The organism is Fortiea sp. LEGE XX443, from assembly GCF_015206815.1.
In the GTDB taxonomy this organism is placed as follows: domain Bacteria; phylum Cyanobacteriota; class Cyanobacteriia; order Cyanobacteriales; family Nostocaceae; genus Nostoc_B.
Map to the genome: position 1 here is coordinate 45031 of NZ_JADEXZ010000008.1, position 13545 is coordinate 58575.

Consider the following 13545-nt stretch of genomic DNA (forward strand, 5'->3'; position numbering starts at 1 on the left):
AAGATTAAATTTAATTAGCTCTATTTGCGACGATAAACATCTCTACGATGACTAATTTTAACAACTTTAACTATTAATAAATCATCTTTGATTTCGTATAATATACGATACTTACCTACACGAACACGGTACGTATCTTCTTCACCCTCTAATTTCACCACGCCATTAGGACGTGGATTGTTTGCTAACTCTTGAATTTTCTCCTCTATTTGAATTTTGATGTCTTCCGGCAGCTTTTTTAATTGTTTAGCCGCCCTATTTGTAATTTCTATTTGATAACTCATGCACTCTCTTGCTTATATTCTTCCCAAGAGATAGTAGTATCATTTTTTGCCACAGCAATATCTTGAATATCCTCTTCATCTTCACTTTTACGAATTTTTAGTAACTCTAAAACATCTTCTAAAGTGTCTTCATAAGCTTGTTCTAGTTCTTCATAAATAGCTTTGAGCAACGCTTGTCTGGTTTTTGTAATTTCCATTTTATACCTCATTATTTACTTTTTTTGGCGTATATCTATACCATGATTGTGGTATGTGAAGTTGGCGATCGCAGTTGTCTCTAGTTTACCAATAGATTTCAGCAGTATAATGGCGATCGCCTATTGTCGTGCGAGCTTATAACCTATTCATAGAAGGTATGTGATCGCTCTTTAATTTTTGGTAATACTTCATTTTGAAGGTATTCTTCTAAATTAAAAGTAAAAATTATTATGAGCAATACGCGCCCGATAATAGTAGAGCAAATGTCTTAGAACTCAAGCAAAAATTCTCTCAACCTCTCATTCCTCCGTGACCTCTGCGCCTCTGTGGTAGCCTGCGGCAAGCCGCTACCGCGTCTACGTTATCTGTTTTATCCCATCGACTGAGACAGCACAAGACTTTTCTATCTGTCACCTGTAACCTGTCCCCTATCACCTGTTCTAATTTCAACAAAAAACCGAGAAACTGTGATGTTTCCCGGTTTATTTCTAATATCAAAACCCTCAGTTTAAGGAAACACCAATGTGTCGCCTACAATTCTTTAGCTAAATTAAACCTTAGCAGCAGCCTTGGTGACAACATTGAGTTCACCTTTGGCATATTTAGCAGCAAAATCATCTAAAGAAATTTGCTTAATCTTGCTGGCGTTACCAGCAGTACCAAATTGCTGATAGCGTTCAGCACAAACCTTCTGCATATATGTAATAGAAGGCTTGAGGAAGTGACGGGGATCAAATTCCTTGGGATTTTTTGCTAAAGCTTCGCGTACAGCAGCAGTAATCGCCAAACGGTTGTCGGTGTCGATGTTTACCTTGCGAACACCACTCTTGATACCTTTTTGAATTTCTTCTACAGGTACACCGTAGGTTTCAGGAATCGCACCGCCGAACTCGTTAATCAAAGCGATTAAATCTTCAGGAACAGAAGAAGAACCGTGCATTACCAAGTGGGTGTTAGGTAAACGGCGGTGAATTTCTTCAATGCGGCTGATAGCCAAAATTTCGCCAGTTGGTTTGCGGGTAAACTTGTAAGCACCGTGGCTAGTACCGATAGCTACAGCCAAAGCATCTACTTGGGTTGCTTCTACGAAACTAACAGCTTCATCGGGGTCAGTTAACAGTTGAGAATGGTCGAGTGTACCTTCAAAACCGTGACCATCTTCAGCTTCACCCGCGCCGGTTTCCAAAGAACCTAAGCAACCGAGTTCGCCTTCTACACTTACGCCCAAAGCATGAGCTACATTTACAACTTCACTGGTAACTTTAACGTTGTACTCAAAGCTTGCAGGAGTTTTAGCGTCAGCTTCCAAGGAACCATCCATCATCACACTGGTGAAGTTGTTCTTGATGGCTGAGTAGCAGGTAGAAGGAGCATTACCATGATCTTGGTGCATGACAATGGGAATTTGAGGATAGGTTTCTACCGCAGCCAAAATCAAATGGCGCAGGAAGTTTTCACCTGCATAGTTACGAGCGCCACGAGAAGCTTGCAAAATTACGGGGCTATCTGTTTCTGCCGCCGCTTTCATGATTGCCTGAATCTGCTCTAAGTTGTTAACGTTAAAAGCTGGGATGCCATAACCGTTCTCAGCTGCGTGATCCAACAATAGCCGCATTGGTACAAGCGCCATAGATAGTCCTCCTAATAGTGGTTGTCAGCTAGTCGGTGTCAGACAAGCGTAATTTTTACGCCAATCTTAAGATTTTTTTCAACTTATAGGAAATTATAACTAGTGTCGGGTGTTTATGTTGAAAAAGTTTACGTCATCACTAATCAACATGCCCTACACATGACCTACTCTACTGTAAAGTGTGCTACGTTACAGATTAAGGCTTTAGTAGTCTGGTATGCAAGATAATTAATTATTGGTGCTGTCTAAGACAAGCTCATCTGTAAACTCCTCAATACCAAGACTAATATACAGGCGATCGCTCCCTTGTTCAAGATGTTAATTTATCTACAAAAGCCTGATGTTCAGCAGACTGTAAACCTGCTTGTAATACTGTCAGCACTTGCTGCATATTTCCGGCTAATAACTGACTCACCGCTAACCACAATCCAGGAAAAATCTGACTTCGCAGAATTCCATCATCATCAGGTACTAATTCCAAATACTCACCCTGTTCTAAATAGAACCAAGTCAATTTTTGATCAAGAACTTGCCAAACAATATATTCTTTTACTCCATTGCGGCGATAAGCTTGTTTTTTAGCATGAAGGTCTATAGCTACGCTACTAGCCGCAATTTCGATAATTAACTCTGGCGCACCTTCAATATAATCATCTGCACTCAGCTTTACTTGGCCACCTGCTTCTGGTGCAATGAGGAGAACTGCATCTGGTTGTGGTTCGTTATCCAAGTCTAGGCGCACAGTCGGCTCAACTCCCAGCGCCACAACTGGTGTAGCAGCTTCGTAAGTACATAACCAACCAATAATCCAGCCATGCGGCTGACCATGACTTCTAAAACGCAGAGCAGCAGGCATAAGATAGACTATCCCTTCAATTAATTCGGCTTTTTTTAGGTTGGTCATAGCGTTGTAGCGACGCTCAAATTCATATCGGGTGAGTTTGTCGCCATTTTCTAGAAGGGGAATTATCGAATGCTGTGGAAGGGTTTTCACCATGACTATGGTATTTGGGTTTAGCCTATGTTTATCTTACCCAATGGATATTTGTGCGATCGCCTCTGTAAATCACATCTTAACTATAAAACTGGCTGAAGCTTCCATTTTCAAAGCTTCAGCCAGTTTTTGCTTCTTCATGGGTCGCCCGGGATTCGAACCCGGAACTAATCGGTTAAAAGCCGAGTACTCTACCGTTGAGTTAGCGACCCTGGCATTTCGTTTTGCAACTTTGCCATCATAACATAGATATCTGTAGATTTGTAAGGGGTGTCTAGAAGAAATTTGCCGTTAATCTAACAGATGCTGTGTAGCTGGCTCCTGGCTCTATCACAGTCAGGTTTTCGCCTGTATTCAGGGAGTTGCGCGGAGCGCTCCAAGGTTCGAGACAATAAAATTCTTTACCCTTGACTGTCCAAAATACCACGACTGGATAATCATCGCCGTAATCTAAGGTCAATTTTAATTTACGGCTGTTGTCTGTGACTGTAGCCGATTTAGCAGTTAAATGCTTAAAGGCAGCATCAATTTCATCTAAATTAAAATCAAAATTCCCGTCAAAGGGTCTTATTTCCTTGGTTCTGTTGTCTTGATACTCTTGACCAGCGATATCAATTTCTAGCTGTGTTTTATCTGGAGCCAGGAAGTAAGGATGAAACCCAGTAGAAAAAGGTATTGATGTTGCAGAAGAGTTATGCAGATGTTGCTGAACTTCCAGGGTATTCCCGTGGATTTTATAACTAAAACTTAAGTGAAAATCAAAGGGATATACAGCTTTTGTTTGCTCATTGCTGGCTAAATGGACTTTGAGATACGTCGTATTTTCCTCTGATACTTCCTCAGCCTCCCAAGGTAAGTCACGAGCAAAGCCATGTTGTTTGAGGGTATATTGCTGCCCGTTGTGGGTGTAGGAATTATCTGGTAAGTTGCCGCAGATAGGAAACAATATGGGATTTCCACCTCTGACACTTAAATCAGGGTGAGTAAAGCGCTCCTTATCCAAATAGAAAATTTCTTGACCTTGAATGCGCCAGCTAGTGATGATACCACCGCGTTCTGGAACAACTTCTAGTTGAGTATTAGAGGTTTCGTCAGAAAGGATGTAGGTTTTGTACTGTTGCTGTTGAACGGTAATGCTAACCACAAGTTTATTCCTAAGAAGCTAGGGATTGGGTGTTGGGAAATAATTTTGAATTAATCATTTGGAATTTAGCTCCAATCTAAAATCCAAAATCTCAAATTCCCAGTCCCTAGTTTCTGATAATTACTCGTCTTCTGCAAATATAAAGCGATACAATTCGCTAGGATCAGGTTCAGGACTACTTTCGGCAAACTTCACTGCTTCTTCAATCACTTCCTGAATCTTTTGGTCAATGGCTTTCAATTCTGCCTCACTAGCTAAATTTTGCTCTAACAGATAAGCAGCGAGGTTTTTAATTGGGTCACGGGCAAACCAAAATTCTTTCTCGGCTTTGGTGCGTAATTCATCTGGGTCGGCTAAGGAGTGACCACGGAAGCGGTAGGTGAGGGCTTCGATTAATGTTGGCCCTTCTCCAGCACGGGCGCGGGCGACAGCTTCTTGGGCGACAGACCTAACTGCCAGTACATCCATCCCATCTACTTCCACACCCACCATGTTAAACACACTGGCTTTTTTATAAATCTCAGGCTGGGAAGTTGCTCGTTCGTGAGCCATCCCAATTGCCCATTTATTATTTTCCACCACAAAAATAATTGGCAGTTTCCATAAAGCTGCCATGTTTAGCGTTTCAAAAAACTGACCGTTGTTAGCCGCACCATCGCCAAAGAAGCAGGCTGTTACTTGGTCAGCGTTGGGGTCGCCTAAAACTTCGCGGCGGTATTTGCTTTGAAAAGCTGCACCAGATGCGACAGGAATACCTTCAGCCACAAACGCATAGCCACCTAATAAGCCATGTTCCGCAGAGAACATGTGCATGGAACCACCACGTCCTTTGCTGCAACCTGTAGCTTTACCAAATAATTCCGCCATCACTTCTCTGGCTGGTACTCCTGCACTCAGGGCGTGAACGTGGTCGCGGTAGGTACTGCTGACAAAATCTTCTCCTTGACGCATTGCTCTGATAACGCCAGTAGAAACGGCTTCTTGACCGTTATATAGGTGAACAAAACCAAACATTTTGCCCCTATAATACATTTCAGCGCATTTATCTTCAAAGGAGCGCCCTAACACCATGTCTTCGTAAAGCATTAAGCCTTCTGCTTTGGTGATTTGAACGCTGGCAATATCAAATTTAGGTAAAGTCCGTTCTTGAACCATTATTTTTTTTAGTATCCCTGTTGTAAAACTGAAATTTACTTAGTACTCAGCACTCTTCATCATGTTAAATATGGCGCTTTCTGACAAATCATCTGCTTTGACACAGAAACCAAAATTTATGCGCCCAAAAGGATGATTGGAAATAGAGGGTAGGTGATTTTTTGGTTTATTGAAACCGCTATCGGCGATTTTTACACCCTAGGGGCCATAAATAGCCTTCCAGATGCCCTCTGTCGTTATGCACTCCCAACTCCTGTAAATAGGCTATCAATCAGGATAGCTTGGTTTCTGCATATCCATGCACAATTTTGGGAAAATGAATGCCGAGGCTGAATTTATTTTGCCAAAGAGTTGTAATTAAGGACTGAGAATGGTAGCATTTTATTCCTTGTTATTATTAACATCTACCATTACGTGTATTGCTAGTATTACTTCCTAGACAGGGAATATATTTAAGTGAACATCAAGCAGATAAGCTGTAAGTAGAGCATAATGACTATGATAAACGATCGCAATTTAATTTTGCAGTATCTAATGACTGTTAGCAGTTATACACAAGTAAATACTAAGAATTAAGACAAAGTTTCCCTCTTGCCTAGGCGAACTCAAATTAATAGTAATAAAATGTGTCTCAAAATTTGAGAGGGAACAAAACTAATAGTTGCACTATACACTTATAGTGTAAGTCCGGCACGGTGTTATTCACCGTCATATTTATGGCACGGTTTTACATGCCTGGAATGCTCTAGGTGGATTATGTTGATCACGGTGCAGAGGAAGTAGGCTGTGCGAATTCCGCTAGATTACTACCGAATTTTAGGACTACCGTTAGCGGCAAGTGAAGAACAGTTGCGGCAAGCATATAGCGATCGCATTGTGCAATTGCCACGACGGGAGTATTCTCAAGCAGCGATCGCTTCTCGTAAACAACTTATAGAAACAGCTTACGTGGTTTTATCAAATCCGAAAGAACGTAGCAGTTACGATCAGCTTTATCTGTCCCACGCCTATGACCCTGATGGCACTGCTACTGCCACAGTTACAACAGGAACACCCACAGGTCCGAATCGTGATCTTGATAACCAAGGTCTTAGTATTGAAATTCCTCAACAGGAATTGGTTGGTGCGCTGTTAATTTTGCAAGAGCTAGGGGAGTACGAACTCGTTTTGAAATTAGGTCGTACATACCTAGCAAATCATCATAGTCCAGCAGTTACTAAAGCAATTAACAATCTCACCGAGGCAGACTTTCTCGAAAGTAGTGACCATCCAGATATTGTGCTGACTGTGGCTTTGGCTTGCCTAGAATTAGGGCGCGAACAGTGGCAGCAAGGTTACTACGAAAATGCGGCTCTTTCCCTAGAATCAGGGTTAGAAATGCTTGCTAGTGAAGGGATATTTTCTGCCGTACAGGCAGAAATTCAAGCTGATCTGAATAAATTGCGCCCTTATCGGGTTTTAGAATTACTGGCGCTACCTTTAGAAAAGACTGTCGAACGCCACCAAGGTTTGGAATTACTGCAAAGCATCCTGGAAGATCGCGGCGGCATTGATGGTACAAACAACGATCAATCGGGGTTAAGCATAGATGACTTTCTCCGTTTTATTCAGCAAATCCGCAACTACTTAACAGTCGCAGAACAGCACAAGCTATTTGAAGCCGAAAGTAAGCGTCCATCGGCTGTAGCTACATACTTGGCAGTTTATGCTTTGATTGCCAGAGGATTTGCCCAACGTCAACCGGCATTAATTCGTCAGGCTAGACAAATGCTAATGTATCTGGGTAAGCGTCAGGATGTGCATCTAGAACAGTCACTCTGTGCGCTATTTTTAGGGCAAACCGAAGAAGCAACCCGTGTTTTAGAAATGAGCCAGGAGTACGAAGCCTTAGCTTTTATTCGGGAAAAATCTCAAGACTCTCCTGATTTATTACCGGGCTTATGTCTGTATGGCGAACAGTGGTTACAACATGAAGTGTTTCCCCATTTTCGTGATCTGTCAAGACAGCAAGCCGCACTCAAAGATTACTTTGCCAACTCCCAAGTGCAGGCATATTTAGAAGCACTACCCAGCGATGCAGAAACTAGCAACGAGTGGGGTGTAATTAATCGCCAACCGCCAAATCATAGCCATCAACAAAGTCATTATTCTGGAGTTTTTCGTCAAAACCAGAGTAAAATGCCTGATTTGGATTTGCCAGAAACACCAAACAACACAAGACCTGAGTATTCTAACTCGCCACTCCCCAGATGGAATACAGCACCTTCATCAACCGCAGATGGTAATACTCAAACATCAGAAATACCCATAGCATCTTCCACCGCAACACAACCAGATAGAGCAAGTAGTCATCATCTGAATGGCAAAGGTCAGGTAGGTGCGCCCCGTCCAACCCAAAAACGCAGACGGCGCAAGCCCAGTCAACCAATCAACAGAGAACGTGGGTTAGATAATAACCGCGATCGCCGGACTCGGCAACGACGCACTGTCACCAATCGCTTAGACAGTAAAACACGATTAGTCTGGACAGTATTTGCTTCTTTGGCTGGTGTATTGGTTTTTTGGTTGATAGTTTCCACTACGTTTGGTTGGTTGAAAAATCTATTTTTCCCGACACCAGCTTTGCAAGGTGAGCAGTTGTCTGTCCAACTCAATCAACCACCTATCGATATCCCCAATGCTTATAGCGAGTTACTACCACCTGATGGCCCTCTGACCGATACGACAGCTGAAGAAGTAATTCGCACTTGGCTGTCTACCAAAGCCGTGGCTTTAGGGCAGAACCATGATATTGAGAGTCTAAATAACATTTTAACTGGTTCATCTTTATCTCAGTGGCGATTAATTGCCCAGCAAGATAGAGCAGATAACCGTTATCGTAAGTACGACCACAGCGTTAAAGTAGAATTTGTGAGTAAAAATGACCTAGATCCTAATCGCGCCGCTGTCTTAGCTACGGTAAAAGAAGCAACACAATTTTATGAACGTGGGCAAATAAAAAAGTCTTCTAATGAAAGCTTGCGGGTTCGCTATGATTTAATTCGGCGAGAAGGTAAGTGGCGAATTCAGAGTATGTATGTTGTTAATCAAGTTAGTATGAATTTTTAGAACTAAGTAAACTAATGAAAATGAATTGTTAAAAATATTTAGCTTAGTAAAGCGCAATAAAATAGTTGCACTTTGTAACACTAACCGCGGTGCTTATTGCAGTTTGTAAATCTTTTGTATAACTCCAAGGAATATTCCTTTAGACTGAATCTCAATTACAAAAATATTGGGATCGAGGCAAATGCAGTCGATGAGTTTTTTGTGTCATGAATTTGTCGTTGCTGTTTCCTTTGGTGCTTGTGTACTTGGGTTAGTAATACTCTGGGACGGTAAGCAACCAAAAAATGATTTAGAAGAAACAGAGAAAATTTTATTTAGAATGAGCTTTTCTTACTGGCTCGTATACTGTGTTGCTTTTGCGCTAGAGAAAATCATTTTACCCGACTGGGAATCTGTTGTGATGTCTTTGAGGATTACAACAGCACTGTCATATTTCTTAACTTTTTCTTGTATTCTCAGTTTGCCGCTACATAAGTTTGCCGTGCATCGTGTAGAAGAATAGTGCTGAGTGCTGAATTAAAAGTGCTGAGTGGTTGTATCAATAGTAATTCGCTAAAAGTAGGTAAAAGATTAAATCGCTTAAGCCTAGACGTAATCTTAATTACGAATTACGTTAGCGTAGCGTTAGCGAGTCTTGCCTACGGCACGCCAAGGGCGAACGAGCGTCATTACGAATTACGAATTGTTCACAGCGATCGCAATAGCTGTTTGCAGTTCATCCTGCACTAAACTAGTCAGGATGAACACCTCTTGTACTGTCTTACCTTGTCTGGCGATAACTTTGTAACCCCCTCGAATCGGTACAGATATGCGTAACTGCATTTTTGGGCAATGACCTTTTACCCGCCCAATTACGCCTGGGGTAACGGTGTAAATGCCTTCCTGCTGACAAAGAAGTTCTAAAATGGGGATAAGACCGGGAAGATGGGTAGAGTGATTCCAGACTAGTCGGCCATCTTTGCGATTTGCTGCTTTTTGGGAGCTTTTGGTGGATTTATCCATGAGATTAAGCTGCTTCCAAGGGAGCCATAGTTAAACCGGCTCGCCGCAGCTGTTGGTGATATAATTCTGCTGGTTCTTGGGGGCCGACCCAAACGATCGCTTGTCCTTCATGATGTACCTGATTAGTTAAATCCCATGCGCGATCGCTGGTCATATCAGGAATATACTTCATCAAGCACTCAGCTACATGTTGAAAAGTGTTGAAGTCATCGTTTAAAACGATTACCTTGTAATTGGGATAAGGCTTGCGAACAACTTGACTAGACCGTTCAGGAGCAACAGTTGGTGCTGTACCCATCCCGTAAATAGCTGCTGAAAGTCTCGTAATCATAAGACAGTTGGCTAACAGGATTTTACAAAACTACACTATAACTAAATAGTTTAGTCCATAGAAAGTATGAAGTATGAAGTGTGAAGTATGAAGTGTGTTCGCCTTACAGCCCTAAGGGCATCCTACGGCAGACGTTTCCTCAGGGTAGTATGAAGTACGAACAAAAACCTAGCAGGAAGCACATCACAACACTACCTGCTAGGGAACTAGAATCTATTCTCGCCATGTTTGAGGAGTAGAGCTTATTTGTAATCAATAATGCCTATCCTTAGTTAGGATAACCACATTGCTTGTGCAACAGGGTTAAGAAAAGTCAATCAATTAGTTAATTTGCAGTGAAAATAATTTCACTATTGTAGGCAATGGGAAGATAGACAAGCGAATAATAGCTCATAATATTAAAAAAGCGCTTCATATTTCTTAACTATTTAGCTTTATTAAAACAATGGCGAGAGACTTACGCGGATTCATCAAAATTTTAGAACAAAGAGGACAATTACGGCGGATTTCAGCCTTGGTTGACCCAGAGTTAGAAATTGCGGAGATTTCTAACCAGATGCTGCAAAAAGGTGGGCCGGGTTTGTTGTTTGAAAATGTCAAAGGTGCTTCCTTCCCAGTGGCGGTGAATTTGCTGGGAACGGTAGAAAGAATATGCTGGGCGATGAATATGCAGCATCCCCAAGAGTTGGAAACTCTGGGAAAAAAGCTGGGTATGCTACAACAACCAAAACCACCGAAAACGATTTCCCAGGCGATAGATTTTGGCAAAGTGTTGTTTGATGTTCTTAAAGCCAAACCAGGAAGAGACTTTTTTCCTGCTTGTCAACAAGTGGTAATTCAAGGCGATGATTTAAATTTAAACAAGTTACCGCTAATTCGTCCTTATCCTGGTGATGCTGGCAAAATTATTACATTGGGTTTGGTAATTACCAAAGATTGCGAGACAGGTACACCGAATGTTGGTGTATATCGCTTACAACTCCAATCTCAGAATACAATGACCGTTCACTGGTTATCAGTGCGGGGTGGGGCGAGGCACTTGCGGAAAGCTGCCGAACGTGGGAAGAAATTAGAAGTAGCGATCGCACTTGGTGTAGATCCACTAATTATCATGGCAGCTGCTACACCTATCCCTGTAGATTTATCAGAATGGCTATTTGCTGGTTTGTATGGTGGTTCTGGTGTGCAGTTAGCCAAATGTAAAACTGTCGATTTAGAAGTTCCCGCAGATTCAGAATTTGTTTTGGAAGGAACAATTACACCAGGAGAAGTTTTACCAGACGGGCCTTTTGGCGATCACATGGGTTATTACGGTGGTGTGGAAGATTCACCATTGATTCGCTTCAACTGTATGACGCACCGCAAAGAACCGATATATTTAACCACATTTAGCGGTCGTCCACCTAAAGAAGAAGCCATGATGGCGATCGCACTCAATCGTATTTATACCCCAATTCTGCGGCAACAAGTCACAGAAATTGTGGATTTCTTCTTACCAATGGAAGCTTTGAGTTACAAAGCCGCAATTATCTCCATTGATAAAGCCTATCCTGGACAAGCGCGCAGGGCAGCCTTAGCTTTTTGGAGTGCTTTACCTCAATTTACATACACCAAGTTTGTCATTGTTGTTGATAAAGATATCAATATCCGCGACCCCCGCCAAGTCGTTTGGGCAATAAGTTCTAAAGTTGATCCCACCCGCGATGTATTTATCTTGCCGAATACACCTTTTGACACCTTAGATTTTGCCAGTGAAAAAATTGGTTTAGGTGGACGCATGGGAATTGATGCAACTACCAAAATTCCCCCAGAAACAGAACACGAATGGGGTGCGCCACTAGAATCAGATCCAGATATAGCCGCAATGGTAGAAAGACGATGGGTAGAATATGGTTTAGCAGACTTGCAGTTAGGAGAAGTTGACCCCAACTTATTTGGTTACGACATGAAATAAAGTTGATAATCAGCTAATAATCATTCAAATCGCATCATCGCGCCTTTCTCAGGCTAAAGGCTATGCAACTTAAAGGCGCATTACCTTAACGTATCACCCCATTCTCTTAATGAGGTGGGGATTTTTATTCAAATACAAACCCTGGCGAACATCAGTAATTAAACTTAACTAATTTAATGACAAACTAAGTTATTAAGTTATAAATAAGGCAGATTTTTTAGTTAGCACTACCAAAAAGAGAGAAAATATGCCTAAAAATATTAACTCCTCCCTGTCAAAGCTAGTAATTGCCTTAGGGCTTACGGGCATAAGTGTATTTATAAATACTGGTATATCCGAGCAAATTGTTTTCGCAAAATCAACTAATGTGAAAAAATGCGATATCTTAGCCTATGTTACTGATACAGATCCCCAAGGCTTAAATGTGCGGAGTGGCGGAAGTCCCCGTAACAGAATTTTAGGACAAGTACCTATCAACGAAACAGTTCAGATTATCGCTGCTGCTAAAAATTGGGTACAGATTACTAATGCCAGTGATGGTTTTTCTGGAACAGGATGGGTGTCTGCTCTAAAATTAGGCTTATCAACCCGTGGTTATGGTACTAATGGCGTGGATATGTACGCCAGTGCTAATCAGCAAAGCCGAAAAATCAGACAAGTTCCTGCTGATGTGGCTGTGAAATTATTAGGATGTCAAGGAGATTGGGCGCAAGTAGAATATCAAGGTGTTAAAGGTTGGTTAGCCAGAGAAGATCAGTGTGGTGCTGCCCTAACAACTTGTTCGTGATATTTTCAGAAGTAAAGAAGGCAGTTTGAACTAGATTTGTAATGGGGAGAAGTTGATCTAGGACTATTCAGCTACCATGATAATTAACACTCGTGGGTCAATCAAATTAAGTCTGAGGTAGATAAATGCCTTCTCCATTTCCAGGAATGAACCCATATCTAGAGCATCCTGATTTGTGGCCAGGATTACATCACTGGCTAACTATTGAAATTGCGAGGTTACTATCTCCTCAGTTGCGTCCCAAATATCGAGTGGCGGTAGAAGTTCGGATGTATGAAACCAGTGGAGTCAATTCCTTATTTGTTGGTATTCCTGATGTAACGATAAAAAGTCTATCAAATGTGGCAGATTCAACAAAATCAAATGTCGCAGTTGCAGAACCATTCACCAAACCAATAAGAGTAAAAGTTCCCACACCGGAAATTATCAAAGAAGGTTATTTAGAGGTGCGAGAAGTTGGAACGGAAGATGTAGTTACTACTATAGAAATTTTATCGCCAACTAACAAGCGCCGAGGAAAAGGGAGAGAAATGTATGAGGAAAAACGCCAAGATGTACTAGGAAGTAAAACTCATTTAGTAGAGATTGATTTACTGCGAACTGGGGAAGCAATGGCATTTTTTGATACTGACATTGAAAGCCACTATCGTATTTTAGTTTGTCGTAGCGATCGCCGTCCTTATGCTGATTTATATGCTTTTAATTTACAAGAAGTAATTCCGGCTTTTCCGCTACCTTTGCGTGGAGAAGATACCGAGCCAATTATAGATTTACAGAGATTATTAAACGAAGTGTATGAAATATCGGCTTACGATTTAGTTATAGACTACAATCAAGAGCCATTTCCACCACTATCAGAAGCTGATGTAGCTTGGGTAGATAGAATGTTGCAGGACAAAGGTTTACGCTCAACAGCAAACAGTTCTGAAATCCCCAATTAAAATCTAAAGTTAGGGAT

At 41.6% G+C, this 13545-nt stretch carries 13 protein-coding genes and 1 tRNA gene; 5 read left to right on the top strand and 9 right to left on the bottom strand.

Translation table 11 applies throughout. The annotated features are described in order from the left end of the window. Window positions 1–20: 20 nt before the first annotated feature. The 7 genes from IQ259_RS05540 to pdhA form a co-directional block, all read right to left on the bottom strand. Window positions 21–284: a type II toxin-antitoxin system RelE/ParE family toxin gene (locus tag IQ259_RS05540; protein ID WP_193882121.1), complete on the bottom strand. Its 264-nt coding sequence runs from the start codon at window positions 282–284 to the stop codon at window positions 21–23. Beyond that, window positions 281–481 (bottom strand): hypothetical protein, encoded by a 201-nt coding sequence (locus IQ259_RS05545; RefSeq protein ID WP_193882282.1) that lies wholly within the window; start codon window positions 479–481, stop codon window positions 281–283. Before IQ259_RS05545 ends, IQ259_RS05540 begins: the two co-directional genes overlap by 4 nt. Before the next feature lie 551 nt (window positions 482–1032). After that, window positions 1033–2112: a class II fructose-bisphosphate aldolase gene (gene fba / locus IQ259_RS05550; RefSeq protein WP_193882124.1), complete on the bottom strand. Its 1080-nt coding sequence runs from the start codon at window positions 2110–2112 to the stop codon at window positions 1033–1035. A gap of 310 nt (window positions 2113–2422) precedes the next feature. Next, window positions 2423–3109, bottom strand: coding sequence for a Uma2 family endonuclease (locus IQ259_RS05555; RefSeq protein WP_193882127.1), 687 nt, complete (start codon window positions 3107–3109; stop codon window positions 2423–2425). Window positions 3110–3246: 137 nt separating this feature from the next. Continuing rightward, window positions 3247–3318, bottom strand: a tRNA-Lys gene (locus tag IQ259_RS05560). Window positions 3319–3380: 62 nt separating this feature from the next. Further along, window positions 3381–4250 (bottom strand): aldose epimerase, encoded by an 870-nt coding sequence (locus IQ259_RS05565; protein WP_193882131.1) that lies wholly within the window; start codon window positions 4248–4250, stop codon window positions 3381–3383. Window positions 4251–4370: 120 nt separating this feature from the next. Continuing rightward, the gene (gene pdhA / locus IQ259_RS05570) at window positions 4371–5405 is read right to left on the bottom strand and encodes a pyruvate dehydrogenase (acetyl-transferring) E1 component subunit alpha (RefSeq protein ID WP_193882135.1); all 1035 of its coding nucleotides are present in this window, start codon (window positions 5403–5405) and stop codon (window positions 4371–4373) included. Window positions 5406–6191: 786 nt separating this feature from the next. On the opposite strand from pdhA, the gene IQ259_RS05575 reads away from it, so the two are divergent. Together IQ259_RS05575 and IQ259_RS05580 are read left to right on the top strand one after the other, a co-directional pair. Next, window positions 6192–8513, top strand: coding sequence for an IMS domain-containing protein (locus tag IQ259_RS05575; RefSeq protein WP_193882138.1), 2322 nt, complete (start codon window positions 6192–6194; stop codon window positions 8511–8513). A gap of 190 nt (window positions 8514–8703) precedes the next feature. Continuing rightward, a complete protein-coding gene (locus IQ259_RS05580) occupies window positions 8704–9015 on the top strand; it encodes a hypothetical protein (protein WP_370568002.1) in 312 nt (103 codons plus the stop codon). A gap of 173 nt (window positions 9016–9188) precedes the next feature. Here IQ259_RS05580 and IQ259_RS05585 read toward each other — a convergent pair whose 3' ends face one another. Beyond that, the gene (locus IQ259_RS05585) at window positions 9189–9515 is read right to left on the bottom strand and encodes a DUF2103 domain-containing protein (RefSeq protein ID WP_193882144.1); all 327 of its coding nucleotides are present in this window, start codon (window positions 9513–9515) and stop codon (window positions 9189–9191) included. 4 nt (window positions 9516–9519) lie between these two features. Beyond that, on the bottom strand, window positions 9520–9846 hold the full coding sequence (gene clpS, locus IQ259_RS05590) for an ATP-dependent Clp protease adapter ClpS (RefSeq protein WP_193882147.1): 327 nt from the start codon (window positions 9844–9846) through the stop codon (window positions 9520–9522). 445 nt (window positions 9847–10291) lie between these two features. Between clpS and IQ259_RS05595 the strand changes: the two genes are divergently transcribed. The 3 genes from IQ259_RS05595 to IQ259_RS05605 all read left to right on the top strand — a co-directional run bounded on the left by IQ259_RS05595 (window position 10292) and on the right by IQ259_RS05605 (window position 13528). After that, window positions 10292–11800: a UbiD family decarboxylase gene (locus IQ259_RS05595; protein WP_193882150.1), complete on the top strand. Its 1509-nt coding sequence runs from the start codon at window positions 10292–10294 to the stop codon at window positions 11798–11800. Between the two features lie 247 nt (window positions 11801–12047). After that, window positions 12048–12587: an SH3 domain-containing protein gene (locus IQ259_RS05600; protein ID WP_193882153.1), complete on the top strand. Its 540-nt coding sequence runs from the start codon at window positions 12048–12050 to the stop codon at window positions 12585–12587. A 125-nt stretch (window positions 12588–12712) separates the two neighbouring features. Continuing rightward, on the top strand, window positions 12713–13528 hold the full coding sequence (locus IQ259_RS05605) for a DUF4058 family protein (RefSeq protein ID WP_193882156.1): 816 nt from the start codon (window positions 12713–12715) through the stop codon (window positions 13526–13528). Window positions 13529–13545 lie beyond the last annotated feature (17 nt).